This window comes from Desulfovibrio sp. Fe33 (assembly GCF_028532725.1).
Taxonomy (GTDB): Bacteria; Desulfobacterota; Desulfovibrionia; order Desulfovibrionales; family Desulfovibrionaceae; genus Pseudodesulfovibrio.
This window is the reverse complement of record NZ_JAQKGU010000003.1, coordinates 1-24,358: the sequence shown is the minus strand read 5'-3', so window position 1 is coordinate 24,358 and position 24,358 is coordinate 1. Positions and strand designations below refer to the sequence as shown.

The following is a 24,358-nucleotide window of genomic DNA, read 5'->3' as shown; positions in this document are numbered from 1 at the left end:
GATTTCCCCCTACTTACCAGATGATGGCCCGGTTTTCTAGACTTTCTATTAAACCTGGTAGCGGTAGAGCCAGTGCTCGTAGTCCGGGTTTTCGCCCTTGACGATATTGAAGAACTCGGTCTGGAGCAGCTTGGCGACAGGACCGGCATGGCCGGTGCCGATCTGGCGGCGGTCCACGGAGCTGATCGGAGTCAGCTCGGCGGCGGTGCCGGAGAAGAAGACCTCGTCGGCGGTATAAAGCATGTCGCGGGTAATGGGCTCTTCGCGAACTTCGTACCCCAGGTCGCCGGCCAGGGCGATGAGGGAGTCGCGGGTCAGGCCGCCCAGCACGCCGTCGGTGTGCGGGGTGTAGATGATGTCGTTGAGAACCATGAAGATGTTTTCTCCGGAACCTTCGGAGACGTGGCCGGTGGTGTCGAGCATGATCGCCTCGTCATAGCCGTCGGCCAGGGCCTCGGTCTTGGCCAGCACGGAGTTGACGTAGTTGCCGGCGGACTTGGCCTTGGTCATCATGACATTGACATGATGGCGGCTGAAGGAGCTGACCTTGACCTTGATGCCTTTTTCCAGGGCGTCCTCGCCGAGGTACGCGCCCCACGGCCAGGCCGCGATAATGGTCTGGACAGGATTGTCGCCGGGGTTGACGCCCATGGCGCCTTCGCCGACGAAGACCAGGGGCCGGACATAGGCTCCCGCCAGCTTGTTGCGCTTGAGGGTCTCAATGGTGGCTTCGGTCAGCTCGTCCGCGGTATACGGCATCTTCAGGCCGAGAATCTTTGCGGAATTGACCAGGCGGACCATATGCTCCTGCAAACGGAACACCTCGGAAGAGCCGTCGGCGCACTCGTATGCGCGGATGCCCTCGAACACGGCGGTGCCGTAATGCAGGGCGTGGGTCAGGACGTGAACGTTGGCCTCATCCCAGGGAACCTGTTTGCCGTCGAACCAAATGGTTTCGGATTTCTGAACCATGAAATGTCTCCTTATGAATTTCGGCGTAGCCGTACATCTCTTGATTGGAAAATGGACGCTAAAAAAAACTGCCTCCAAGGTCAAGACGCAACCGCCAAATCCTTGATTCCGGGGCCTTGCCGGGGAGACGCCCCCGGCCATTTTCATTTTGACACCACACACGGCGCAGAGTAATAAAAACTCCTTGTACTAATACATTTTGAGGAGTTTTCCACCATGTCACAGTTTGCGAGAGTCGATAGACTGCCCCCTTATGTGTTCGCCCAGGTCAACGAGCTCAAGATGAAGCTGCGCCACGCAGGCGCGGACATCATCGACCTGGGCATGGGCAACCCCGATGTGCCCACTCCCAAGCCCATTCTCGACAAGCTGGCGGAAGCGACCTACAAGCCCGGCAACTCCAAGTATTCGGCGTCCAAGGGGATCAAGGGCCTGCGCAAGGCCATCCGCGATTGGTATTACCGCCGTTTCGACGTCACCCTTGATCTCGATCAGGAGGTCTGCGTGACCATGGGCGCCAAGGAAGGCCTCGCCCACCTGGCGCTGGCCATGCTCTCCCCCGGCGATGTCGTTCTGGCTCCGGACCCGGCCTACCCCATCCATCCCTACGCCTCGATCATCGCAGGCGCGGACGTGCGCCGCGTGCCCATCGGCCCCGGCCAGGATTTCTTTGAAAACCTGGAGACGGCCATCCGGCATACCTGGCCCAAGCCCAAGCTCCTGATAATCAATTTCCCGCACAACCCGACCACCCAGTGCGTGGATCTGCCCTTCTTCCAGCGCATCGTTGATTTCGCCAAGGAAAACGACCTGTACGTCATCCACGACCTGGCCTACGCGGACTTCGTTTTCGACGGCTATGTCGCACCGAGCCTGATGCAGGCCGACGGCGCCAAGGATGTGGCCGTGGAATTCTTCTCCATGACCAAGAGCTACTCCATGGCCGGTATGCGCGTGGGCTACTGCGTGGGCAACCCGGAAATGGTGCAGGCCCTGACCCGAATCAAGAGCTATCTGGACTACGGCATCTACCAGCCCATCCAGATCGCGGCAGCCTGCGCCCTGAACGGCGATCTGGACCCCGATCCCAAGTTCACGCAGGACGAGATGGACAACTCCGTCCGCGAGATCATGGCCGTGTACCAGGACCGCCGCGACGCGCTGTGCGAAGGCCTGAACCGCATCGGCTGGCCCGTGACTCCTCCCAAGGCGACCATGTTCCTGTGGGCCCAGATTCCCGAGGAGTTCCGCCACATGGGGTCCGTGGAGTTCTCCAAGATGCTCCTGCAGGAAGCCAGTGTGGCCGTTTCGCCCGGCCTCGGTTTCGGACAGTGCGGCGACGACCATGTGCGTTTCAGCTTCGTCGAGAACCGTCACCGCACCAACCAGGCCGTTCGCAACCTGCGTAAATTCTTCGCCAAGGGATAAACATGGATGTAATCAGACTCGGTCTTGGAGGTTTCGGCACGGTCGGCTCCGGCCTGGCCAAAATCCTCGACATGAACGCCGGACGCATTGAAAAGCGGCTCGGCAAGCGCGTGGAAATCGCCAAGGTCCTGGTTCGGGACCTGAACAAGAAACGCGCTTTCGATCCCGGTCCGACCGTGGTCTTCACCGATGACCCGGACGAGTTGGTAAACGACCCGTCCGTGGACATCGTGGTGGAACTCATGGGTGGGCTGGACACGGCCCGCGATCTCATGCTCAAGGCGTTCGCCGCGGGCAAGCACGTGGTCACGGCCAACAAGCACCTGCTCGCCGAACACGGCCTGGAACTGTTCCAGGCAGCGGCAGACAATGCCGTGGGGCTTATGTTCGAGGCCAGTTGCGCCGGCGGCATCCCCATCGTCCAGACCCTCAAGGAGAGCCTGGCGGGCGACGAGATCACCAAGATGCTCGGCATCATGAACGGCACGGCCAACTACATCCTGTCCGAGATGACCACCAAGGGCATGGATTTCGAGGCGGCGCTGGCCGACGCGCAGGACCTGGGCTACGCCGAAGCGGACCCGACCTTCGACATCGAGGGCTTCGACACCGCCCACAAGCTGTGCGTGCTCATCCGCATGGCCTACGGCGTGGACTATCCCCTGGCCGAATTGCCGGTGCAGGGCATTACCGGCGTAACGCCCATGGACATCGAGTTCGCCCGCGAATTCGGCTACCGCATCAAGCTGCTGGCCCACGTCATGGATGTGGACGGCCGCCTGGAAGCCGGCGTGCACCCTGCCCTGGTCCCCTACACCTACCTGCTGGCGCGAGTGGGCGGCAACTACAACGCCGTTCGCCTGGAAGGCAATGCGGTGGGGCCGATCATGCTGCACGGCCAAGGCGCGGGAGACCTCCCCACGGGCAGCGCGGTACTGGCGGACATCATGAACCTGGTGCGCAAGATAAGCGACGGCTGCACGGGCCCGGACAACACCGGCTTCCACAACCAGCCGATCCCCAAGGCGAGCATCCTGCCGCCTGAGGACTCCGAGTCCAAGTACTACTTCCGCTTCACCGTGGCCGACCGCACCGGCGTCATGGCCGCCATCACCCGGTCCATGGCCGATCACAACGTCTCCATCGCTCAGGCGGTGCAAAAAGGCGAAGGCGGAGCCGAAGGCATTCCGCTGGTGATAATCACACACGAGACCTCGGCCAGGGACGCGGACGCGGTGCTGGCTGAAATCGACGCCATGGACTTCTCCGTGGAGCCCTGCGTCAAATTTCGAATCCTGTAAACGGATCGCACATGAAGCTTCTTTATCTCATAGCGGACGGCATGGGCGGCTGGCCCCTGGATGAACTGGGCGGCAAGACCACCATGGAGGCCGCGCATACGCCGAATATGGATGAACTGGCCCGGACGGGCGCAGTCGGCCTGGCGCAGACCGTGCCCCAGGGCATGGCCCCCGGGTCCGACGTGGCCAACATGGCCCTGCTCGGTTTCGACCCGGCTGTCTACCACACCGGCCGCGGCCCCATTGAGGCCGCCGCCCAGGGGCTATCCCTCGATCCGGACGACCTTGTCTGGCGACTCAATCTGGTGACGGTCTCCAAACTGGCCATCGACGGGGCCATGCGCGATTACTCCTCCGGGCACATCGCCTCGGAAGTGTCCCGCCCCCTGGTGGAAAAACTCCAGGAAAAGCTCGGCGACGAAACCTATACCTTCTACCCCGGCATTCAATACCGGCATCTGCTGGTTCAGAAGAACGGGGCGTTGACCGACGATGCCCGTCTGTTCATCAACCCGCCGCACGACATCACGGACAAGCCCATCAAGCCGGATTTGCGCGCCTTTTCCAAGAGCCCGCACCTGTGGGACCTGCTTTTCGAAGCCCACCAGATCCTGGCCGACCGATCCAATAACCGCTCGGCGGCCAACTCAATCTGGCCATGGGGTCAGGGACGCCCCTTGAACCTGCCCGACTTCAAGGCGACCAACGGGCTCGACGGCGCAGTCATTTCCGCCGTGGACCTGATTAAGGGACTCGGTTTCGCTTCGAACATGGCTGTTCTGGACGTGCCGGGCGCCACCGGGCTGCTCGACACCAATTACGAAGGCAAGGTGGAGGCGGCCCTGTCCTTCCTCAAGGACCACGATTTCGTCTTCGTCCACCTCGAAGGCCCGGACGAATGCGGCCATGGCGGAAGCGCGAAGGACAAGGTGGAGGCCATCTCCCGTTTCGACGCGCGCATCGTCGCCCCTCTGCGTGAAGCTCTCAAGGATGAAGAGACCGCCTGGATCGTCACCTGCGACCACTTCACGCCCATCAGGGAAAGGACACACACTTCCGACCCGGTGCCCTTCCTCCTCAATGGCCCAGGCTGCGCCCCTTCCGGTGTGGATGGATTCAGCGAGAAGAACGCTGCCTCGGGACGAAAACTGGACAACGGGCACGAATTGCTCGCCCGCGCCCTTAAAATCTTCGGGATACGGTAATGGCGAGCCCAAAGGACTTCCCCGAGCAAGACACCTGGTACACCCACTACGTCTCCTATGGCGAAACCGACGCCATGGCCGTGCTCTACCATGCGGAATACCTGCACCTGTTCGAACGCTCGCGCAGCCAGTTCATTCGAGAATCCGGCCTAAGCTATCGCGAGGCCGAGGAACGCGGCATCATGCTCCCGGTGCGTGACGCTTCCTGCCGCTACCGCACGCCCGCGCGCTACGACGAACGCATTCACGTGCGCTGCGGCATCTCCAAATGGGGACGGGCCTCGGTGAACTTCGTCTATGAGATATGGAACGACGACAAGACCGTCCTCCACGCCACCGGAGCCACCAGCCACGCCTGCGTCAACCCAGACGGCAAGCCCATTCCCATTCCCGGCTGGCTTCGCGATTTATTTCAATAAAATCATTCTATTATCATGGCATTCCCGACAAGTATTTCAAACAACCGTTTACATACCCGGAGAGGACCGGGTACACTTCCGTCATGCGAATCGACATACATACACACGCCTTTCACAACAAGATAGCCGACAAGGCGGTCCACCATCTGGTGGATCACTACGGCATCACTCCTGTGGGGACGGGCAAGGCCGACGACCTCATCGAACGGCTGGACCGTGCAGGATTGGACAAGGCCGTCGTGCTGGCCGCCGCCACATCGCCCAGCCAAGTCATCCCGGCCAACAACTGGGCCATCGAGTTGAAGAAAACCGCTCCCCGCTTTATTCCCTTCGGCACGCTGCACCCCGGCTATGACCGCAACGGCGAGGAACTGGAGCGGCTTGCCGCCAACGGAATCCGGGGCCTCAAGTTTCATCCCGACTTCCAGGGATTCCGCATGGACGATCCCGCGTTCTATGACCTCATGGAACTGGTGGACGAGCGATTCATCTGCATGTTTCATGTCGGCGACGACCTGCCGCCCGACCTGAACCCGTCCTGCCCGAAGAAAATGGCCGCCTTGCGCAAAACCTTCCCCAAACCCGTCATGATCGCCGCCCACATGGGCGGACTCAAGCAATGGGAATACGCCATCGAACACCTGGCCGGGCTGGATGTGTACGTGGACTGCTCCAGCGTCATGGATTTCGTCAACGACGACCTGCTTGAACGTCTCGTTGAGGCCTTCACTCCCGACCGTATCCTGTTCGGCAGCGATTATCCCTTGTACGACGCGGGAAAGGAAATCCAGCGAATTTCCCAGCGGCTCAACATGTCCGAGGAACGTCTCGACGCGTTTTTAAGCCGCGCAGGCAAACTATTCGGTTAATATTACCCGACTTAATCATTTAGGCATTGATAAATCGCTCGATAAAGGGCTATTATCTGCCCAATATCGAAACATTCGGGAGTTTTCATGTCCGCATTGCCGAAATTGCTTGCAGCGTGCCTTTTGGTCCTGGCGGCCTGCACGACAACAAGCTACAAAATCACCACCACGACTGGGCAAATTTATTTTGCTCAGGACAATCCCGTGTACGACGTATCCTCGGACACCTATGTATTCATCGACGAAAACGGTGAACAGGTTACCCTTGGAAAGTGTGAAATCAAATTCATCAAAGAGCAGTAGATTTCATGAAAAAGCCCCGGGAATCCCGGGGCTTTTTTTTGTTCAAGTGAACAGGCACAGGTCGCATTCGCCTGCATATTTGATGAATTCCTCCGCAGTCCAGACTTCGACGCCTTCCACGAAATCCTCCTGCTTCAGCTTCATCATCTCCATGGTCATGTGACAGGCAACGAGCTTGACCCCTTCCAGTTGCGCCATCTCGAACATCTCCGCCGCATCCGGGATATGAGCCTCGTTCATCCATTTCTTCATCATGCCAGTCGCGATGTGTGACATGCCCGGGATCGCGCCCATGGTTCCTTCCGGATAAAACTTCAGTTTTTCGATTCCGCCGGGCCGAATAACGTCCATGCCCATGAACGTGTAGAAAATGGTCGCGGAATTGCCGAGCCTGACCGAGTTGAGCGCCATGACCAGCGCGGGCATTGCGCCGTCCAATGTTCCTCTTGACGTAATGAAGGCGTGCTTCTGGTTCATGCCTCCGGTCTTGGTTGAATGGGCCATGACATCCTCCAAATTGTTCATAGTGTTAACTTTTATATCAAAAAAATTACTCAACCATATCCTTCGCCGACTTCATGTGACGGGAAAGCAATGACAGGGAATCAAGCAAGGCGACACGCTGCCCGGCGCTGAACTGTTCGAGCACGGCCCGATGCATCTTGAAACGAAATATGGAAATATCTCTGAGCAGCCTGCCCCCTTTCGGCGTTAACGAGAGGAGCTTAACACGCGAATCTGCCGGATCGGGCAACGACACAAGTAGACCGCGTCGAATCAGGGAAGACACGAGCTTGGTCACCCTGCTCTTGGCGACATTGAGCCGATAGGCAAGCGTCTTGGCCGTAAGATAGCGTTCCCCGTCGAACTGCAAAAGGCAGCGCAATTCCGCGTCAGGAAGATCGAACCGTTCGCTCTGGTCCTGCATCCGTTCCCGGCAACACTGAAAAATCCCTTCCATGAACTGTAGGAATTCAGCCACATCTCGATCTGGGATCAATGGATCGTAATTTTTATTCATACTGTTTACTATGATTGCGAATCAAAATTGTCAACAGGAGAAAATGAGTCCCTCAACAAATTACAGCTTTCATGGCAGAACGCCGCAAAACGAAAAAGCACGCGCCGAAGGCGCATACAGGGGATGCAAGGGTGCGAGCCCTTGCCCGCCGGAGGCGAAATCACCCGGCAATTGCCGCGAAGCGGCTTTCACTTCTGATTTTCGCTCTTCATGGAGCGAACGGAATAGTCCCCCCCCCAAAAAAAAAGGACCTATAGATTTACTCCCGGCTTTTGCCGCAGAACGTGGTGGAGCGAAAAAGCCCGCGCCGAAGGCGCATACAGGGGATGCAAGGGTGCGAGCCCTTGCCCGCCGGAGGCGAAATCACCCGACTATTGCCGCAGAGCGGCTTTCAACGCCAGATTTCCCTCTTCTTTAAAGGGACAGTGCCCCACCCAAAAAAGCCCCTCCGCGTCGCAACGCGAAGGGGCTTTCAGGCCGATCCGAAGCAGGATCAACCCAAATCCGGGACCGCACCTTTATTCTCGCGCGCGCCGCTTCCCGAAGACAGTTTGCGCTCAAGCGCGTTGAAAAAGCGGGAAAACCCGAAAGTCAACGTCAGATAGATAACTCCGACTCCGACCAGGAACGGCACATAGGTGTAATACCGTGCGCCCAGCACCTTGGCGGTGAACATGAGCTCCGCTACGCCGATGGTTGAAATCAGGGACGAATCCTTGAGCAGGACGATGAGTTCGTTGCCAAGGGGCGGAATCATCCGTTTAAGGGCCTGGGGAAGAATGACATGGAACATGGCCTGCACATGCGTCAACCCGGTGCCGCGGGCGGCCTCCATTTGCCCCTTGTTGATGGACTGGATACCGGCGCGAATGATTTCGGCGTTATATGCACCGCTGTTGATGCCCAACGCCACAATACCCGTAAGAAGCGGATCAGGGGTGTAGCTCTCGCCGGTGATCGCCATGAATATCTGCGGAAAACCGAGATAAAAGAAGAAGATCTGCAACAGCATGGGGGTGCCGCGAATAATCTGGATGTAGATGTCGGCTATGATGCGGATATGCAAACGGCGGCTGATGCGCCCGGTTCCGGCCAGGATGCCGAGAAGGAGCCCCAGGGACAATGCCCCAAAGGTTATCTGCAGCGTGATCCATGCGCCATGCAGGAGCATGTCCTGGTGTTTGAAGATAAGGGAAAAATCCATCGCCTAAACTCCTGAAAACGCCGGGGGCTCGCGCCCCCGGCCCGGTTACGCCAAAACTACAGATTCCACTTCTTGACGATGGCGGCGTAGGTGCCGTCAGCCTTCACTTCCTCCAGGGCCTTGTTCAGGGCCTGGAGCAGATCATCGTTGCCCTTGCGGGTAATCATGGCGAACTCCTCGTAGGAAAGGGGCTCTCCGGCACGCTTGAACATACCGCGCTTGACGAATTCGTCGGCCACGGAGATGTCGGCGATGACCGCGTCGGCGGCCTTGGTGTTCAGCATCATGAAGGCGATGTTGTAGCTCTCGGGCTTGACAACTTCGGCGCCTTCGATCTTGTCGGCTTCCTGCTCGCCGGTGGTTCCGAGCTGGACCGCGATCTTCCGGCCATTGAGGTCGGCGGCGGACTTGATCTCGGAATCGCTGCGAACCACGATGACCTGGCCGCTGGCGATGTACGGAGCGGAAAAGCTCACCTGTTCGGCGCGCTCGGGGGAAATGGAGAAGCCGGACATGCCCATGTCCACCTGCCCGCTCTGGGTGGCGGTGACGATGGCGGCGAAGTCCATGGTCACCCACTTGACCTTGACGCCCATCTTGGCGGCAATGGCGTCAAGCAGATCGATGTCGAAACCAACACGTTCGCCGCCGTCACCGATGGCTTCGAAAGGCGGATAGTCGGGGGAGTTGCCCACGGTGATTTCACCGGCGGCCTTGACCTTGTCCAGGGTGGTTCCGGCCTGGGCAAGAGAGAAAACGCACAGCGTAAGAGCCATGACCAGCATGAGGATAACACGCGATTTGCTGAACTTCATATCTGTCTCCTTGTAAAAAACAATTAATGGATCAATCCGGCCGGAGTGGCGGGAAAATTATACAAACTCTCCATGACGGGAGGGTCTAATCGACAATCCCGGCCATGAGAGGCCCTATCTTGCGGAAAATGTCCTTGTCGGTATTGTCCAGGACATTCAGGATGCGGCCCCGGTAGATGACCGCGATACGATCGGCCAATTGCAGGGCCTCGTTGAGATCCCCGGTGACCAAAAGCACACCGGCCATGGACCGGGCTTCAAGCAGCCGCTTCCAGACTTCTTCGGTGGCGGACACGTCCAAACCCTGTGTCGGCTGCTCGGCCACGATGAGCTTGGGTTCGCGATAGAGTTCGCGGGCCAGGACGGCTTTCTGAAGGTTGCCGCCAGAGAGCTGCCACGCCAGGGCGTGAATGCGGCCGGGGCGAATATCGAACTTCTCGATGAGCCGGACCGTGTGTTTCGCGGCCTTCTTCTTGTCCAGCCACAGCCCTTTGGCGAATCCCTTTCGGGTGGTCAGAAGCAGATTGTCCACCAAATTCTGGTTGGGCAGCGTGGCCAGGCCGAGGCGATCCTCGGGGATGTAGCACATGGACCTGTTCCAAGTGGACTCGGCAAAGAACTTGCGCCACGGCTGGCCCATGATGAATACGGTATCGAGAGGCGGCTTGGTCAGGCCGGTCACGGCCTCCACCAACGCCTTTTGACCGTTTCCGGCCACGCCCACGAGCGCCACGACCTCGCCCCGACGTACCTTCAGGTCCACCTCTGTCAGGCCGAGACCTGTCAGATTCCTGACCTCAAGGACAGTATCGCCGATTTCGGCGGGCTGGCGGTCCACTTCGAGAAGGACTTCCTTGCCGACCATACGCGAGGCGAGATCGGCTTTGGATTCGATGGATTCCGGGTCCAATTCGCCTTCGATCCGCCCCCGCCTGAGAATGGCGATCTCGTCGGCCAGGGCGATGACCTCTTCCAGCTTGTGGGAGATGAAGATGATGGACTTGCCCTGCTCGGTCATGCGCCACAACGCTTCGAAAAGGTTGCGCGTCTCCTCCGGGGTAAGGACCGCCGTGGGCTCGTCGAAAATCAGGATGCGACTCTCTCGGTAAAGAAGCTTAAGAATCTCCACCAGTTGCCGCTCGCCCATGGACAGATCGCAAATGCGCGCACCGGGCTCGATATTCAGGCCGTATCGCTCTGCCAGTTCCCCCACGCGATGTTCCATTTCCCGCGGAGAGACGAAAAAGCCGCCCTCCTGCCCAAGAAGAACATTTTCAGCCACGGTCATGGAATCCACGAGCATGAAATGCTGGTAGACCATGCCGATACCCGCCTGAATGGCGTCCTTGGAGGAATTGAACCGGACAGGCCGACCGTCAATCTCGATCGTTCCCTCGTCGGGCTTGTACCGGCCCGCCAACATGGACATCATGGTGGACTTGCCCGCGCCGTTCTCGCCGAGCAACGCCTTGATGCGTCCCGGATAGACATCAAGGGTGATGCCGTCGTTGGCCACAACCTTGCCGAACCGTTTGGTCAATCCCTTGAGACTGACCACAGGGCGCACGCCCTCGGCAAGTGGCCGGGTCCGCACGGGCCGGACGAATTGCAGGTCGGTCATCCCCTACCCCTCCGGCTCGATGTTGGTGCCGAGAGCGGCCGGAGCATCAATGCGGCGGCCGCGCCATGCGGACAGAATCAAAACGAGAATGGTCAGCAAATACGGAAGCATGAGCAACAGGGAGGACGGCAAATGCGTGCCCGCTGCCTGAAGCCTGAGCTGAAAGGCCATGACCCCGCCGAACAGGTACGCGCCCGCAACGGCCCGACCGGGACGCCAAAAGGCGAAGATGACCAGGGCTACGGCGATCCAGCCGCGACCACCGGAAAGACCGTTGGTCCAGAGATGGGTATACGCCAGGGACAGATACGCCCCGCCGAGCCCGACCAGAAATCCGCCCGCAATGACCGCGAAGTAACGCAACCGAATGGGCTTGAGACCTGCGGCCGCGGCGGCGGCAGGCATCTCGCCGGTAGCGGCCACATGCAGACCGAGACTGGTCCGCCGGAAGAAAAACCAGAACAGGAACGGGATGACGAAGGAGACATAGACCAGCATGTCATGCTTGAAAAATATCTCGCCCACTCCCGGGATTTGCGACAGCAGCGGGAAATTGAAGGGATCGAAACCGGGCGCGGCCAGGCCGACATAGGGCACGCCCAGGAAATGAGTCAGCCCTCCGCCCAGAATTGTCAGAGCCAAACCGGACACGACCTGGTTGCCCAGACAGGAAATACAGACGAAAGCGTGCAGCGAGGCCAATAACATTCCGGCGCACCCGCCAGCAAGAAAACCGAGCCAGGGAGAGCCGGTGACATAGCTGACCCAAAATGCGGCCAGGGCGGCCAAAGCCATCATGCCTTCCACGCCGAGGTTAAGCACACCGCCCTTCTCGGTGAGCATCTCTCCCAGGGTGGCGTAAAGAATGGGGGTGCCTGACTGCACCGTGGCCGCGAACAACGGTATAAGAAAATCCCACATGACCCTACTCCTGCCTCGGTTTGCGGACCAGCTTGTAGGTCAGGAAGAACTGCCCGGCCAGGACGGTGAGAAGAATGACGCCTTCCATGATGGTGCCGAAGGCTGCGGGAATCTGGAGCTTGAGCTGCATGTTCTCCACCCCCACCCTGAGAGCGGCCAGAAGGAAGGAGGCGAAAGCGATGTTCAACGGTTCCAGACGCGCCAGCCAGGCCACCACGATGGCGGTATAGCCGTAGCCGACCATGAGCGACGGCTGAAGCCGGTTGAGGATGGCCGAGGTCTCCACGCAGCCCGCCCAGCCTGCGAAGCCGCCGGAAAGCCCCATGACAAACAGAACGAGCATCCCATAGCGGATTTTGGCGTAGCGGGCCACGCGCGCGCCCTCGCCGCTGGCCTTGAGCTCGAAGCCGAGCCGGGTGAAACGCATGAACGCCCACAGGCCGACGCCCACGGCCACACAGAAAAATATGCCCCAATGCACGCGGCTGCCGCCGATGCCGGGAATGATCGCGCCTTCGGAAAATTCGGGAGTCATGGGAAAGCCGAAGCTTGCGGGGTCCTTCCACACGCCGAAGACCAGGTAGTCGAGAAGCAGGATGGCGATGTAATTGAGCATCAGGGTCGAAATGATTTCGTTGACCCGAAGCTTCAGCTTTAGGAAGGCCGGGATCAGGGCCCAGGCCCCGCCCAGGATGAAAGCCATGATGAACATGAGCGGCAACAGGACGAACCTCGGCAGATCGGGGAACGCCAAGGCCATCCATGTGGCCCCGATGGCTCCAAGGGCGAACTGCCCTTCGGCCCCGATGTTCCACAACTGCATACGGAAGGCCACGGCCACGCCCAGCGCGCAAAGGAAGAGGGGGATGGCCTTGAGAAGCACGTCCTCAATGGCCCAAAAACTGCCGAAACAGCCCTGCCAGAGCACGGTCAGACCGTAGATCGCGTCCTTGCTCTGCCCTTCAAGGAGCAGGCCGCTGACCGCGAGGGAAAAGAGCAGGGCGCCCAGGAAAACAACCAGGGCGCCCCACTTCCAGGGTTCATCTCTTTTTCTGATCTTCAGCACTTGTACCGTCTAGTTGGTGGTGCCGATCACGCCTTCAACGAACCAGTCCATGCCGAGCAGTGCTGCATCGTCGGGGGCGGTGCCCTCGGCGAAGACCACTTCACCGGCCTGGTTCTTGACGGGACCCGCGAAGATCATGTCTTTGCCGGACTTGAGTTCGTCCCGCTTGGCATTGACCATGGACTTGACGTCGTCCGGGACCATGGCGCCCAGGGGAGCGATATCGACCACGCCGTCCTGCAGGGAGCCCCAGGTGGACTGGTCGCCCTGCCAGGTGCCGTCGCGGACGGCTTCCACGGTCTTCACGTACATCGGACCCCAGTTCCAGATGGCGGAGGTCAGGTTCGCCTTGGGAGCGAAGGAAGCCATGTCGGTATTGTAGCCGATGCAGTAAGCGCCGGCTTCCTGAGCCGCTTCCTGCGGAGCGGGAGAATCCTGATGCTGGGTGATGACGTCGCAACCGGCGTCGAGCAGGGATTTGGCGGCATCCTTTTCCAGGGCCGGGTCATACCAGGTCTTGGTCCAGACCACGCGGACCTGGGCCTCCGGGTTCACTTCGCGCACGCCGACGGTGAAGGCGTTGATGCCGCGAATGACTTCGGGAATCGGGAAAGCGGCCACGTAGCCGATCTCATTGGACTTGGTCATGGAGCCGGCGACCAGGCCGGTCAGATAGCGGGCCTGATAGATGCGGCCGAAGTAATTGTTGACGTTGGGACCTTTCTTGAAGCCGGAGCAGTGCATGAACTTGGTGTCCGGAAATTCCTTGGCGACCTTCATGACCGGGTCCATGTAGCCGAAGCTGGTGGCGAAAATGATGTCCATGCCTTCGCGGGCCATGTTGCGGATGACGCGCTCGGAGTCCGCGCCTTCGGGAACGGATTCGGCGAACTTGGTAGTGGCGAAGGGCAGCGCCTCCACGGCCTGGCGGCCCATGTCGTGAGCGAAGGAGTAACCGGCGTCGCCTACGGGAGAGACATAGATGAACCCGGCTTTGACGACCTTGGGCTCTTCGACGGGAGCCTGAGCTTCCTCGGTCTTGGCCGGTTCCTCGGCCTTTTTCTCCGGCTGCGGAGCTTCACCGCAGGCGAAAAGAGACAGCGCCATCAGCAGCGCCGCGGATATACCGATCAGTTTCAGCAATTTCTTCATGAGGACCTCTCCGTTAGCGGTTAAATATCAAAAACGCATATCCCAGCTACCGGTATCGGGCAAGACCCAATTTGGCCGGGAAGCAGCGAGTTCATTGAAATTCAATGCTGTTTTTTTCAGCCTAAGCCCTATTCGGTAACCTGGACGATAGGTTCCACGAATTGTGATCCGGCGTCCCACGGAAACAGTATCCAGGTGTCCTGGCTGACCTCGGTGATGAAGGTATCCACCGTGGGGCGGCCCTCCGGCTTGGCGTAAACCGTGGCGAAATGCGCTTTGGGCACCATGTCGCGGGCGATCTTGGCCGTCTTGCCGGTATCCACCAGGTCGTCGATGAGCAGCCAGCCCTCCCCGTCGCAATCCACTGCCTTCAGGATATTGGCCTCACCCTGGTTCTTCCAATTGTAGGAGGACAGGCAGATGGTATCGATGAGGTGAATATCCAGCTCACGGGCGATAATGGCGGCAGGAACCAACCCGCCGCGCGTGATGGCCAGGATGCCCTTCCACGGCCCCCTTTCCACCAGCCGCCAGGAAAGCGCCCGGCAGTCGCGGTGCAGTTGCTCCCAGGAAACGGGAAACATCTTCTGATATCGGCTCTTGTCTGCCATGCGGATAAACTCCTTGCGCGGTGTGGGAATGACGGGCTTCGTACCCGTGTCCGGCCAATTAATCAAGAGGCCAGTCGCCCCTTTGTAATATAAGAGGAAATTAAACGCCTTCCGAGCCTTGGACGCTTCGACGGCAACAACAGGACGAGACCGGCATCGGGCGCAGGGAGAAACCGGGACGCCTCATGCTCACGCGTTCTCGCCACGTCCCGCCAGCATCTGTGCGCCATAAAAGGCCGCGCCGAACAGGCCGCTCGCCTCGTTGCCGTTGAGCCGAATCGGGATTGCATGTAGAAAATCCTGATAAACATGAGCGTTATGAAACTCATTCATGAATTCCGGCACCTGCACGAACATCGGATTCTTGGCGGCCACCCCGCCAGATATGAAGAGCCCTCCGGTGGTCATCAGCCCGATGGCCCAGTTGCGGCACGCTCTGGCGTAAAATCGGGCATACCATACGGTGGTTTCGCTTTCCGGGACAAGCTTGGCGGATATTTCCTTCGGCGACAGGTCCTCACCCGTCAAATAGCGATGCAGCAGCCTGAGTCCCAGCCCGGTGACGACTGAATCTCCTTCCGGCCAGTTCCGGCCGCTTTCGACGCGATTGAATTCGGCGTACCCGGCCTCCTCCCTCCCAACGAAGGGAAAAGCCATATGTCCCCCCTCGGAAGGCAGGGCCGTCCAGATTCCGCCGGTCTTGAGCAAGGCGGAATAGCCTAGCCCGGTCCCGGCTCCTATGACGCCGATGGTCTCGCCTTCAACAGACTCTCCTTCCTGAACGACAAGGGCGTCATCCACCGCGCTCGTTCGACAGGCGAATGCCTGGGCGGAAAAATCATTGATGAGACGCACGGCGGATGTGCCGAAATTCACCTCCCGGAGATCGATGCCCCAAGGGGCGTTCGGCAGGTTCGGGCAGGTCACGCCATGATACACGGCCCCGGCGGGGGCCAGCACCGCCGCCTTGAAACCTCCGGGGACAGCCGGAAAATCGCTGTCCCAAAGCTGGTCGACGAGTTCAGGAAACGTCCGCGCCCCATGGGTTTCGAGCCAAACGGACTCCACCATCTCAAGGGTGTCGCCATGCGCCTCGAACAAGGCGAAACGACTATTGGTGCCGCCGATGTCGGCGGCCAGAATTTTGGCCATGCGCCCTTCTCCTCCGTGGGATGCACCCTATCACAATCGGCCGAAAAAAAAAGGAGCCGAGAGGCTCCTTTTCCTGCCGATTCGTGTGTTTCCGAATCAGGCCGCTTCCGTATTCTTGCGCAGTTCGCCATTTTCCTCGCCGCCGGGCATGTCGGCCAACTCAACAGGTTGATTCTTCCTCTGCACATACTTGCGGGTAATGCGGCGCAGGGTTTCCGTCTTGCCTTCCCGCTCGGCCGGAGAAAGGAACGAAGCGAGCTTGCGCTCCAGCTTGTAGGAATTCTGCTCCTTGCTGATGGCCACGATGCCCTCCAGGACGAGTTTCTGGTTAAGCAACTCCTCTCTCGTGGAATAATTGATGTTCTCCGCAACGGGAGCAAACACGAGATGGGACAGGATCAGGCCGTACAGGGTGGAGATGAAGGCCACCGGAATATTCTTGAGAATAACAGCTGTATCGTTGATGCCCATGAGCAGACCAATGAGACCTATGACCGATCCGGCCACGCCGAAAGCGGGAGCCGTTCGGGCCAGGGTCTGGAAGAACCGCTCGGACTGCTGGCGGCGAAGGTTGAAAAAGGCCATCTCCGCGTTGAGGCATTCACGAATCTCTTCTTCCTTGTAATTGTCCACCAGCAGACACAGCCCGCTCTTCAAAAACGCGCTGGTCGCCTTGTTGGCGGACCGCTCCAGAGAAAGCACCCCGTCCACCTTGGATTTGACCGACAAATCGAGCAGCGTATCGACGATATCCTCCGCCGTGGTGCGACCGTTGGCGTACACGGTTCGAGCGACACCGAATGCGTTTTTCACGTGCTGGACCGGGTAGCTGATGAGCATGGCAGCGGCCAGACCGGACACGACCACGAGAAAAGCCGCCAGGTTGAAATACGCCCCTGCCGCCCCGGTGAGCATAAAACTGCACACGAAAACGGCCAGGCTCAGGCACACGCCGATGATATTTTTTCTGCCCATGAAAGCCTCCGATGGATCAGTTGTTGGAAATGACGATTTCAACCCGGCGGTTCAGGGCCTGGTTGGCCGCCGAAGTATCGGGCAATTCAGGCTGGTATGCGCCCCGGCCCGATATGACCAACCGTTTCGGATCGATGCCGAGCCTCGCGATGAGACGGCCCGCCACGTCGGCAGCCCTCTCGGACGACAAAATGAAGCTGCTCGCCCCTTCCGCTTCGCTTTGATCCGCGAATCCTATGACGTGCACCATTCCAGGGCTCAGCCGGACCACCTCGCCTATTTCGTCGAGATAGACGACCGACTCGGGCTTGAGCTGTCCGGAATTGCCATCAAAAAAAAGTTCGCCGCGCAAGGTGACGCGCACCTGCCCCGGCGACTCTCGGACCACGGTGATGCCGTTGGCCCGGGATCGATACAACACCTCGTTTTCGGGCACCCGAACCAGGTCCGACGATCCGCCTGTCTCGGCCCGGCTGGCAATCTGGCCGATGAGTCCGATAAGCGGGTCCAGGGCGCTGGCCGACTGGGCCTTTTCAGCGGATTGACGGCTGAACAGGATCTTCACGTCCTGCCGACTGCTCGCATAGATGAACAATACGGCGAACAGGACGAACATGACCATCATCAGGTCCGACCACGGCACGGCCCAATCATTGGCCCCTCTGCTCGGGTCCGCGCCGTCCATCTGGTGAAACGAAGTGAATCCCTGAAGGTCTTTCGCACTCATTTTTTGCATCTTTTCTCCTGCGCCTTGCGCGCACGATTTGAAGCAAAAAACTTGCCATAGGAACAACCTATTAGAATAAAAGGGAAAGCAGAACACAGCGTCGATCCAAGAACGGTCCTTTCCGCGCCAAGCCGTTCCGTCCGTCAAGAGTCCGTCGTTGACGCGCAGGATGATATGGGGAACATTCCGGGCATGAAAAGAACCGGTCCCTTCACCAATCGATCCCCTATCGTCCTGGCCTCGGGCTCGCCCCGGCGGCGCGAACTCCTTTCCGACCTCGGACTGACTTTCGACGTCCACCCCAGCCCTCTGGAGGAACCGTCGCCCAAACCGGACGAGCGGCCCGCCGATTACGTCCTCCGCATGGCCGAACTGAAAACCCTGGACGTGGCCGCAAAATTCCGCGGCGCGACGGTGATCGGCGCGGACACCGCCGTGGTTTTGGGCAACCGCATCATGGGCAAGCCGCACTCCAAGCTTGACGCGCTGGACATGCTGGAAGCGCTTTCCGGCGAAACCCATCAGGTGGTCACCGGATTCTGTGTGGTCCTGCCCGACGGCGCGATATTCTCCGAAGCGGTGAGCACGGACGTGGACATGCGCGTCTCCACCGAAGGCGAGTTGATGAGCTACATCGAGACCGGCGAGCCCATGGACAAGGCCGGAGCCTACGCCATTCAGGGCGTGGGCACCTTTCTGGTCACCGCCATACGCGGCTCGTACACCAACGTGGTCGGCCTGCCCATGGCGCGGCTTCTCGAAATGTTGTTGAAATACGGCATAGTGACGCCGGGGAATGTATAAAGGCAGCCGTTGCGCCATTCGGCCCCCGCGACAGGACAACATACGACGCAGGAGACTTCATGACGAACCAGGGCGATATTCTCGACTACTCCGACAGGCTTTTTGAAGTCGGCTTCGAAGTGGCCGACTACAAGGAAAATGCGCTGCGCATAATCAGGTCCCACTGCAACTTCGGCTTTCCCGAGCCCGAAAAATCAGACCGGACGTACACAGTGATCATTCCCATGCAGATCATTCCGGAAGTGATCCGTTCCCTCTGCGAAGCCAACATCGCCGTATACGGCATAACCCGCAGATTTCGGGAAGACGCGTCTTAAACAAACACGCCTCCCGCAGCCCCATTCCTTATGGCTTGATGTACCTGGCGATATACGTGAATTCGCCGAGTTCGGCCACGCCGTCCTGAACAAACCCCGAAGGCGCGACCAATTGTTCGGCGTCATCTGAACCGATGCGCTTATCCATGGACGGGCCGGGGCCATGGTCGAGTTTTTTGAATTCGATGATGGAAAAGCGTCCTCCCGGCACAAGCACCCGACTCACTTCGGCGATGAGCCCCGGTCTGGCGGATTCCGGAAGGTCGTGCAGCACAGTCGCCATGTATGCGGCGTCAATGGACCCGGCGTCCAATTGAAGAGGTTGCGAAAGATCGGCCACCATGGGTTCGATGTTTCCCAGACCTTCCCGGCGGGCGGACTCGGCCAGGGCAGCTATGCCGTCCTCCCAAAGGTCCAATGCGTAAATCATGGACCCGGCCTTCAACCGGCGGGACAGGGACAGGGCATAGAGCCCCGCACCGCAACCAAGATCAAGGTACGTGGCCCTGGGCCCGACAATGATGCTGTCGAAGGCGAGGTCCTGATCAATGTGGCCGAAACTGCTCTTGCCGGCGGCTTTGGGCTTGGCGTCCATATTTTCTCCGGGCAAATGTTCACGAATCATACCTAATACGCACCGACGGCGAGGACGTCAAAAAACGGAACGGCTACGGATTGACCCGCTTTCCCAGAATGGACAGGCTGTATTCCCGACCGTCCATCTCCGCGATGTCGGGGAACCTTCCCCACTCCTCGAAACCGAAGGATTTGAAAAGCCGGATGGAGCCCTCGTTGTGCGAAAAGACATAGCCGAGCACGGTCTTGATGCCCAGCTCGAAGGTCATATCCAACGCCTCCTTGAGCAGCCTGCCCCCCAAGCCCTGCCGCCGATGCTCGGGCGCGATGTAGATACTTATTTCAGCGGTGTGGTCATAGGCCGGACGGCCGTAAAAGGACTCGAAGCTGACCCATGCCGCCACATCGCCGTCGATACGCTCCACGAGGATAGGCCGCTTGCCGGGCGTGTGGCCGCGAAACCAGGCCAGCTTGGACTCCACGGCGACCTCTTCGGTATCGGCGGTGGAAATGCGCGTGGCCACCGTGGAATTGTAGATTTCGACGATTCTCGGGAGGTCTTGTTCCGTTGCGGGCTGCATTCCGTCTGCTCCTTGCTTCACCTGCTCTATCAGGGGGCTGTGTCAGCCACCCTAATGCCGCTTTTCCCTGTTCGCAAGATGCCTTGATGCGATCGACCGGCGGCCGCCCCCGGCCCTTACCAAGGATGTTGCCTGCGGCCACGTTTCCGATTATCACAGCGAAAAAACAGCCTGGAGCCGACATGTCCACATCCAATCCTCTCGATAAACTGGCCGCAGCGCTGGCCACCCTCGGCCCGGTGGGCCACTTCCCCAAGGCCCCCGGCACCTGGGGGTCCCTGGCCGCCGTTGTGGCCGCGCCCTGGCTTTTCCTAAATCTTACGCTTCCCATGCGCGTGGCCGCCATCGCCCTCGTCTTTATCGTGGGCACCTGGGCCTGCGGCCGAGCGGAAATCGTCATGGGAAAAAAGGACCCCGGTTGCGTGGTCGTCGACGAATTGTTCGGTCAATGGCTCACACTGCTTTTCTTCACCGCCATGCCCATCTGGTATCTGCCCGCGGCCTTCGTCCTGTTCCGCATCTTCGACATCCTCAAGCCGTGGCCCGTAAAATGGGCGGAAAACACCTTCCCCGGGGGGTTCGGGGTCATGCTCGATGACGGTGTGGCCGGACTGTACGCCATGGGTTGTCTACACCTCCTGGCCTACGTCGTCTCATTGGTAGGATAGACCGTCCCGTCAAACTCCCGGCTGATCCGACGACTTCGGCTAAATTATTCGCTTCTCCATTCCGCTCACGCCGTCCTTTTCAGATCGAGCAAGCCGCTTCACGGCAATGGTCGGGTGATTTCGCCTCCGGCGGGCAAGGGCTCGCACCCTTGCATCCCATGTTAGCGCCTTCGGCGCAGTTTTTTTCGTTCTGCGGCGTTCCGTCGCGAAAGTAGGAAGTTAAAAAAAACGCCGCCCCTTTCGGGACGGCGTTGATTTTCTCACCAGTGCGCGTCGAGCTATTTGACAATGAACTCGTCGCGACGGTTCTTGGCCCAGGCGGTCTCGTTGTGGGCGGGATCGACGGGATACTCTTCGCCGAAGCTGACGATCTTCATACGCTCGGGCTCCACGCCCAGGATGACCAGATGCTCGTAGGCGGCGCGGGCGCGACGTTCGCCCAGGGCGAGGTTGTATTCCTCGGTGCCGCGCTCATCGCAATGCCCCTCGATGACCACATTGACGTCCTTGAACTTGCGCAGGATATTGGCCTTTTGGGCGAGGGAGGAACGCGCCTCGTCGCTGAGGTCATACGAATTGAATGCGAAACGAATGGTCACATTGGTCAGCTCTTCAACAGCCTCGGCTTTGGCGCGGGCTTGAGCTTCGGCTGCCAGAGCGGCCTCGTCGACAACAGGCTCCTCATGAGCGGGCGGAGTCCACTGGGTGTCGTCCTTCACTTCAACCTGGCCCTGAGTAGGCTCGGTGGTCGTGGATTTCTTTGCACACCCGGCAAAAAGAAGAAGGGACACGGCCATAAGGGCCACCATACCGACATACCATTTGATTTTCATGCTAACTCCTTGGTAAAGCCGTCGCCCGGCCATATTACATTGATCCGAAAGCGCTCGGTTTTCGCGACTATTACGATGTACATTTTCCCCAATAAAAATCAAGTCCGGTTATATTACATTTTACCATTGCATGGAAGTGTCCCAGGCCGGAGCGAACGCGGCTCCCTTGCCTGTGGATATTTTTCGCGGCTTGTCTCCGTGCCGGGTGGTTAAATAAAGCTGGTATTCGCCGGTCCTGCTGGAGGCGAAGGCCACGAAGTATCCGTCCGGGCCGAAGGCGGGGTACTCGTCGTTTCCGGGGCCGAAAGTCAACTGCTTCTCCCTGCCGGTTTCCAGATCATGCAGGAAGATGCGGTGCCCGTCGCCGGTTTGATGGGTGTAGGCCACATACCGGCCATCGGGGCTCAGGCAGGGATGCGTGTTATACTTGCCCGTGGTGGTCACGCGCCGGACCTGCCCGGTTTTCATGTCGAGAAGATAAATGTGCGGGTTGCCCGCCCTGCCGGAAGTGAAGGCCATCTTGGAGGCCGTCCGGTCAAAGCTGGGAGAGACATCGATGTAGGGACTGGGCGCCAACTTTTTGCCGATCTTGTAGGACTTGCTCAACTCGTAGATGTTCGTGGTCCCGTTCAGATTGAGGGAAAGATAGAGCACATCGTCCGGGCCGTAGACAGGACTGATAACCGTATCGCCCAAGCCCTTGGCGTAGCGGCGGATTTTCTGCGTCTTGCTGTCGTAGATGCACAGCTCATGACGATCGTTGCCGATGTGGGTGAAAGCGATTTCATCGCCCTCGGCGGACCAGGCCGGACTGAGGTTGAATCCGCCCAGATCGGAAATCTGCCGAAGCCCCCTGCCCTGCGGCAGGACGGTGTAGATTTCCTTGGTCTTGCCCTGCTGCTTAACAAAGGCGATAGGAGAATCGAAAAACCCCTTCTTGCCGGTCAGGGCCTCCAGAAACGCCGAGCAGAACCTGTCGGCCACCATGGGCAGCTTGTCGGCCACGTCGCGATAGGCTTTGCCGACCACACGACGTCCGCTGAACGTCTCGTATACGCGAGCTTCGAGGTACTGCCCGTTCCATCCGGTAGTCATGCACAAGTCGACGCGGGCGAGTTGGAACGGCTTGAAATCGATATCCTGCGCACTGACGCCCCGGCTCGGGTCGCCTCCAAGGAGTTCTCCCACGGGAACCAGCTTCAGGAAAGGAATGTAGGTGAGATCGTTCTTCACCAGATCCTCGAATTCCTTGCTGGCGGCCGCAGGGACGGGATTTCCGTCGAGTCCTTTGGGCGGGAGCAGGGTTATGTTGACCATGCGCTGGCCGGGACCATGGATATCCACGGTCAAAGGGCCTTGCGCCAAAACGGCTGAAGCCGCGAGGCAGATGAATGCAATCGAAACAAAAAGGGGCGTTATCCGTTTCATACCGTTTACTCTGAGAGTTCCTGGCTGTTGAAATTGATGCGAATGAGCCGATCGCGCGGAGTTCTCGGCTTTTCGACATACTCGGTTTCCTTGATGGCCCGAAGGGCGGAACTGTCGAACTCAGGATTATTCGATGACTCCAAAACCTTCGAGGAAAGAATCTTGCCGTCTTCCGCAAGGGTCATCCCAATGGTCGCCGTCAGGTTGGCCTCGCCTGCGAATGCGGGATAGCGCCAATTTTTCTTGATGGCGGACCCGACAATGAGAGCATAGACCTCGGACAGGCCGGAACCGGAACCACCGGCGAAGCCGCCTTCCCGACCGCCCTCCTGCCCGCCAGGCTGTCCGCCGTGGGCATAGACGTCGCTTCCCTCACGCTTCTTGAGCGCGGCCAGCTCGGCGGCCAAATTCTTTTTCTGGGCGGCATCTTCGCGCTTGGCCTGCGCCTTGGCGGCAGCCATGCCTTCCGCCAACAATTGCTGGGCGGTTTTTTGGGGCTTCGGCTTGGGCTTGGGCTTCGGTTCGGGCTTCGGTTCGGGCTTGGGCTCTTCCTTTTTTTTAACCACGGTCTTCTTTTCGACTTTCTTGGGGCTGATATCCTGGACCTTGGGCTCGGGCTCCGGCTTGGCCTCAACCACGGGCACGGGCTTCGCCTCTACGGCCGGTTCCGGCTTGGCCTCCACCACAGGCACAGCCTGGGTTTCGGCCGGAGCCTCGGCCTTGGCCTCCACCTTGACCGGCGGACCGGACGGAGGCGGAGCGAGCGAGATGAGGTCCACGTTGTACACGGGCCGATCCAGGCTCACGCGCGGCGCCGTATAGTTCACGCCGTAAAGCGCGAAGACGAATACGCCCGCGTGGAACAAAAGGGAAAGGAAAAAGCCGAGGCCCTGCCGCATATCTCTATCAACTCTGTATGATTACTTTTTCTTGTCCGGCTTGGGCTCTTCGGCCACGATGCCGAGCTTGTCGATGCCCGCCGCCTTGATCTCGCCCATGACCTGGACGACCGTGCCATAGGGCACTTCCCGGTCCGCGCGCAGGAAAAGCTGCTTCTTCTGGGTGGCCACCAGCCGCTTGAGATGCTCCTCAAGCTCGTCCAGTCCCACCTTGTACTCGTCCAGGAAGATGTTGCCGTCCTTTTTCACGGTCAGGACCAGATGCTCGGAATCCTGCGGCAGGTTGCGGACCGTCCGGGTGGCGGGTAGGTCCACCTCAACCCCCTGGGTCATGAGCGGGGCCGTGACCATGAAGATAATCAGCAGCACCAGCATCACGTCCACGAAGGGAGTGACGTTGATCTCGTTGAGGAACCCGCCGCCGGTCTTGATCGCCATGACCGACTCCTACTGGCGCTCGGGCTTGTCGGCCCAGGCGATTTCGCGTTCG

The 24,358-nt window shown here is 59.4% G+C and carries 28 protein-coding genes; 9 read left to right on the top strand and 19 right to left on the bottom strand.

Features of this window, described 5'->3' with window-relative positions; genetic code table 11:
• Positions 1–48: 48 nt before the first annotated feature.
• A complete protein-coding gene (locus PSN43_RS05205; protein ID WP_272699668.1) occupies positions 49–972 on the bottom strand; it encodes a branched-chain amino acid transaminase in 924 nt (307 codons plus the stop codon).
• Positions 973–1,188: 216 nt separating this feature from the next.
• Between PSN43_RS05205 and PSN43_RS05200 the strand changes: the two genes are divergently transcribed.
• From PSN43_RS05200 to PSN43_RS05175, 6 genes are all read left to right on the top strand, one after another.
• On the top strand, positions 1,189–2,400 hold the full coding sequence (locus PSN43_RS05200) for an aminotransferase class I/II-fold pyridoxal phosphate-dependent enzyme (protein ID WP_272699667.1): 1,212 nt from the start codon (positions 1,189–1,191) through the stop codon (positions 2,398–2,400).
• Between the two features lie 2 nt (positions 2,401–2,402).
• A complete protein-coding gene (locus PSN43_RS05195) occupies positions 2,403–3,701 on the top strand; it encodes a homoserine dehydrogenase (RefSeq protein WP_272699666.1) in 1,299 nt (432 codons plus the stop codon).
• Between the two features lie 11 nt (positions 3,702–3,712).
• The gene (locus tag PSN43_RS05190) at positions 3,713–4,906 is read left to right on the top strand and encodes a cofactor-independent phosphoglycerate mutase (RefSeq protein WP_272699665.1); all 1,194 of its coding nucleotides are present in this window, start codon (positions 3,713–3,715) and stop codon (positions 4,904–4,906) included.
• Positions 4,906–5,325 carry an acyl-CoA thioesterase gene (locus PSN43_RS05185; RefSeq protein ID WP_272699664.1) on the top strand — a complete coding sequence of 140 codons (420 nt, stop codon included), beginning with the start codon at positions 4,906–4,908 and terminating at the stop codon, positions 5,323–5,325. The genes PSN43_RS05190 and PSN43_RS05185 overlap by 1 nt, the downstream gene beginning before the upstream one ends.
• 83 nt (positions 5,326–5,408) lie before the next feature.
• Positions 5,409–6,194 carry an amidohydrolase family protein gene (locus PSN43_RS05180; RefSeq protein WP_272699663.1) on the top strand — a complete coding sequence of 262 codons (786 nt, stop codon included), beginning with the start codon at positions 5,409–5,411 and terminating at the stop codon, positions 6,192–6,194.
• An 87-nt stretch (positions 6,195–6,281) separates the two neighbouring features.
• Entirely contained in the window at positions 6,282–6,497 is a 216-nt protein-coding gene (locus PSN43_RS05175) for a YgdI/YgdR family lipoprotein (protein ID WP_272699662.1), read from the top strand.
• Positions 6,498–6,539: 42 nt separating this feature from the next.
• Here the strand turns inward: PSN43_RS05175 and PSN43_RS05170 are convergent, their stop codons facing one another.
• The 12 genes from PSN43_RS05170 to PSN43_RS05115 form a co-directional block, all read right to left on the bottom strand.
• Positions 6,540–7,001 (bottom strand): DsrE/DsrF/DrsH-like family protein, encoded by a 462-nt coding sequence (locus PSN43_RS05170; RefSeq protein ID WP_272699661.1) that lies wholly within the window; start codon positions 6,999–7,001, stop codon positions 6,540–6,542.
• A gap of 46 nt (positions 7,002–7,047) precedes the next feature.
• Positions 7,048–7,518, bottom strand: coding sequence for a MarR family winged helix-turn-helix transcriptional regulator (locus PSN43_RS05165; RefSeq protein ID WP_272699660.1), 471 nt, complete (start codon positions 7,516–7,518; stop codon positions 7,048–7,050).
• A gap of 493 nt (positions 7,519–8,011) precedes the next feature.
• The gene (locus PSN43_RS05160; RefSeq protein ID WP_272699659.1) at positions 8,012–8,722 is read right to left on the bottom strand and encodes an amino acid ABC transporter permease; all 711 of its coding nucleotides are present in this window, start codon (positions 8,720–8,722) and stop codon (positions 8,012–8,014) included.
• Positions 8,723–8,778: 56 nt separating this feature from the next.
• On the bottom strand, positions 8,779–9,537 hold the full coding sequence (locus tag PSN43_RS05155; protein ID WP_272699658.1) for a basic amino acid ABC transporter substrate-binding protein: 759 nt from the start codon (positions 9,535–9,537) through the stop codon (positions 8,779–8,781).
• A gap of 85 nt (positions 9,538–9,622) precedes the next feature.
• On the bottom strand, positions 9,623–11,158 hold the full coding sequence (locus PSN43_RS05150) for an ABC transporter ATP-binding protein (RefSeq protein ID WP_272699657.1): 1,536 nt from the start codon (positions 11,156–11,158) through the stop codon (positions 9,623–9,625).
• Between the two features lie 3 nt (positions 11,159–11,161).
• On the bottom strand, positions 11,162–12,079 hold the full coding sequence (locus PSN43_RS05145) for an ABC transporter permease (protein WP_272699656.1): 918 nt from the start codon (positions 12,077–12,079) through the stop codon (positions 11,162–11,164).
• A gap of 4 nt (positions 12,080–12,083) precedes the next feature.
• Complete coding sequence (locus tag PSN43_RS05140; protein WP_272699655.1) at positions 12,084–13,145, bottom strand: ABC transporter permease; 1,062 nt, start codon at positions 13,143–13,145, stop codon at positions 12,084–12,086.
• A gap of 9 nt (positions 13,146–13,154) precedes the next feature.
• Positions 13,155–14,297 (bottom strand): BMP family ABC transporter substrate-binding protein, encoded by a 1,143-nt coding sequence (locus PSN43_RS05135; protein WP_272699654.1) that lies wholly within the window; start codon positions 14,295–14,297, stop codon positions 13,155–13,157.
• A gap of 128 nt (positions 14,298–14,425) precedes the next feature.
• Positions 14,426–14,908, bottom strand: a complete 483-nt coding sequence (gene gpt / locus PSN43_RS05130; protein ID WP_272699653.1) for a xanthine phosphoribosyltransferase — start codon at positions 14,906–14,908, stop codon at positions 14,426–14,428.
• Between the two features lie 189 nt (positions 14,909–15,097).
• Positions 15,098–16,060: a glucokinase gene (locus PSN43_RS05125; RefSeq protein WP_272699652.1), complete on the bottom strand. Its 963-nt coding sequence runs from the start codon at positions 16,058–16,060 to the stop codon at positions 15,098–15,100.
• 96 nt (positions 16,061–16,156) lie between these two features.
• The gene (locus PSN43_RS05120) at positions 16,157–17,035 is read right to left on the bottom strand and encodes a motility protein A (RefSeq protein WP_272699651.1); all 879 of its coding nucleotides are present in this window, start codon (positions 17,033–17,035) and stop codon (positions 16,157–16,159) included.
• A 16-nt stretch (positions 17,036–17,051) separates the two neighbouring features.
• Positions 17,052–17,762 carry an OmpA/MotB family protein gene (locus tag PSN43_RS05115; RefSeq protein WP_272699650.1) on the bottom strand — a complete coding sequence of 237 codons (711 nt, stop codon included), beginning with the start codon at positions 17,760–17,762 and terminating at the stop codon, positions 17,052–17,054.
• 192 nt (positions 17,763–17,954) lie between these two features.
• On the opposite strand from PSN43_RS05115, the gene PSN43_RS05110 reads away from it, so the two are divergent.
• Positions 17,955–18,566 (top strand): Maf family protein, encoded by a 612-nt coding sequence (locus tag PSN43_RS05110; RefSeq protein WP_272699649.1) that lies wholly within the window; start codon positions 17,955–17,957, stop codon positions 18,564–18,566.
• Positions 18,567–18,625: 59 nt separating this feature from the next.
• Entirely contained in the window at positions 18,626–18,883 is a 258-nt protein-coding gene (locus PSN43_RS05105) for a hypothetical protein (protein WP_272699648.1), read from the top strand.
• Between the two features lie 28 nt (positions 18,884–18,911).
• On the opposite strand, the gene PSN43_RS05100 is transcribed toward PSN43_RS05105, so the two are convergent.
• On the bottom strand, positions 18,912–19,478 hold the full coding sequence (locus tag PSN43_RS05100; RefSeq protein WP_272699647.1) for a class I SAM-dependent methyltransferase: 567 nt from the start codon (positions 19,476–19,478) through the stop codon (positions 18,912–18,914).
• 73 nt (positions 19,479–19,551) lie between these two features.
• Positions 19,552–20,040 carry a GNAT family N-acetyltransferase gene (locus tag PSN43_RS05095; RefSeq protein WP_272699646.1) on the bottom strand — a complete coding sequence of 163 codons (489 nt, stop codon included), beginning with the start codon at positions 20,038–20,040 and terminating at the stop codon, positions 19,552–19,554.
• 182 nt (positions 20,041–20,222) lie between these two features.
• Here PSN43_RS05095 and PSN43_RS05090 point away from each other — a divergent pair, with 182 nt between their 5' ends.
• Entirely contained in the window at positions 20,223–20,708 is a 486-nt protein-coding gene (locus tag PSN43_RS05090; RefSeq protein WP_272699645.1) for a phosphatidylglycerophosphatase A family protein, read from the top strand.
• A gap of 278 nt (positions 20,709–20,986) precedes the next feature.
• Here PSN43_RS05090 and pal read toward each other — a convergent pair whose 3' ends face one another.
• From pal to tolR, 4 genes are all read right to left on the bottom strand, one after another.
• Complete coding sequence (gene pal, locus PSN43_RS05085) at positions 20,987–21,541, bottom strand: peptidoglycan-associated lipoprotein Pal (RefSeq protein WP_272699644.1); 555 nt, start codon at positions 21,539–21,541, stop codon at positions 20,987–20,989.
• Positions 21,542–21,661: 120 nt separating this feature from the next.
• Complete coding sequence (locus PSN43_RS05080; RefSeq protein WP_272699643.1) at positions 21,662–22,885, bottom strand: protein tolB; 1,224 nt, start codon at positions 22,883–22,885, stop codon at positions 21,662–21,664.
• Between the two features lie 89 nt (positions 22,886–22,974).
• Complete coding sequence (locus PSN43_RS05075) at positions 22,975–23,868, bottom strand: TonB family protein (protein ID WP_272699642.1); 894 nt, start codon at positions 23,866–23,868, stop codon at positions 22,975–22,977.
• A gap of 21 nt (positions 23,869–23,889) precedes the next feature.
• Entirely contained in the window at positions 23,890–24,306 is a 417-nt protein-coding gene (tolR, locus tag PSN43_RS05070; RefSeq protein ID WP_272698658.1) for a protein TolR, read from the bottom strand.
• Positions 24,307–24,358: the final 52 nt, after the last annotated feature.

Coding starts and splice junctions, on each gene's coding strand:
- PSN43_RS05205 (WP_272699668.1), bottom strand. CDS start 972: ATGGTTCAGAAATCCGAAACCATTTGGTTCGACGGCAAACAGGTTCCC.
- PSN43_RS05200 (WP_272699667.1), top strand. CDS start 1,189: ATGTCACAGTTTGCGAGAGTCGATAGACTGCCCCCTTATGTGTTCGCC.
- PSN43_RS05195 (WP_272699666.1), top strand. CDS start 2,403: ATGGATGTAATCAGACTCGGTCTTGGAGGTTTCGGCACGGTCGGCTCC.
- PSN43_RS05190 (WP_272699665.1), top strand. CDS start 3,713: ATGAAGCTTCTTTATCTCATAGCGGACGGCATGGGCGGCTGGCCCCTG.
- PSN43_RS05185 (WP_272699664.1), top strand. CDS start 4,906: ATGGCGAGCCCAAAGGACTTCCCCGAGCAAGACACCTGGTACACCCAC.
- PSN43_RS05180 (WP_272699663.1), top strand. CDS start 5,409: ATGCGAATCGACATACATACACACGCCTTTCACAACAAGATAGCCGAC.
- PSN43_RS05175 (WP_272699662.1), top strand. CDS start 6,282: ATGTCCGCATTGCCGAAATTGCTTGCAGCGTGCCTTTTGGTCCTGGCG.
- PSN43_RS05170 (WP_272699661.1), bottom strand. CDS start 7,001: ATGGCCCATTCAACCAAGACCGGAGGCATGAACCAGAAGCACGCCTTC.
- PSN43_RS05165 (WP_272699660.1), bottom strand. CDS start 7,518: ATGAATAAAAATTACGATCCATTGATCCCAGATCGAGATGTGGCTGAA.
- PSN43_RS05160 (WP_272699659.1), bottom strand. CDS start 8,722: ATGGATTTTTCCCTTATCTTCAAACACCAGGACATGCTCCTGCATGGC.
- PSN43_RS05155 (WP_272699658.1), bottom strand. CDS start 9,537: ATGAAGTTCAGCAAATCGCGTGTTATCCTCATGCTGGTCATGGCTCTT.
- PSN43_RS05150 (WP_272699657.1), bottom strand. CDS start 11,158: ATGACCGACCTGCAATTCGTCCGGCCCGTGCGGACCCGGCCACTTGCC.
- PSN43_RS05145 (WP_272699656.1), bottom strand. CDS start 12,079: ATGTGGGATTTTCTTATACCGTTGTTCGCGGCCACGGTGCAGTCAGGC.
- PSN43_RS05135 (WP_272699654.1), bottom strand. CDS start 14,297: ATGAAGAAATTGCTGAAACTGATCGGTATATCCGCGGCGCTGCTGATG.
- gpt (WP_272699653.1), bottom strand. CDS start 14,908: ATGGCAGACAAGAGCCGATATCAGAAGATGTTTCCCGTTTCCTGGGAG.
- PSN43_RS05125 (WP_272699652.1), bottom strand. CDS start 16,060: ATGGCCAAAATTCTGGCCGCCGACATCGGCGGCACCAATAGTCGTTTC.
- PSN43_RS05120 (WP_272699651.1), bottom strand. CDS start 17,035: ATGGGCAGAAAAAATATCATCGGCGTGTGCCTGAGCCTGGCCGTTTTC.
- PSN43_RS05115 (WP_272699650.1), bottom strand. CDS start 17,762: ATGAGTGCGAAAGACCTTCAGGGATTCACTTCGTTTCACCAGATGGAC.
- PSN43_RS05110 (WP_272699649.1), top strand. CDS start 17,955: ATGAAAAGAACCGGTCCCTTCACCAATCGATCCCCTATCGTCCTGGCC.
- PSN43_RS05105 (WP_272699648.1), top strand. CDS start 18,626: ATGACGAACCAGGGCGATATTCTCGACTACTCCGACAGGCTTTTTGAA.
- PSN43_RS05100 (WP_272699647.1), bottom strand. CDS start 19,478: ATGGACGCCAAGCCCAAAGCCGCCGGCAAGAGCAGTTTCGGCCACATT.
- PSN43_RS05095 (WP_272699646.1), bottom strand. CDS start 20,040: ATGCAGCCCGCAACGGAACAAGACCTCCCGAGAATCGTCGAAATCTAC.
- PSN43_RS05090 (WP_272699645.1), top strand. CDS start 20,223: ATGTCCACATCCAATCCTCTCGATAAACTGGCCGCAGCGCTGGCCACC.
- pal (WP_272699644.1), bottom strand. CDS start 21,541: ATGAAAATCAAATGGTATGTCGGTATGGTGGCCCTTATGGCCGTGTCC.
- PSN43_RS05075 (WP_272699642.1), bottom strand. CDS start 23,868: ATGCGGCAGGGCCTCGGCTTTTTCCTTTCCCTTTTGTTCCACGCGGGC.
- tolR (WP_272698658.1), bottom strand. CDS start 24,306: ATGGCGATCAAGACCGGCGGCGGGTTCCTCAACGAGATCAACGTCACT.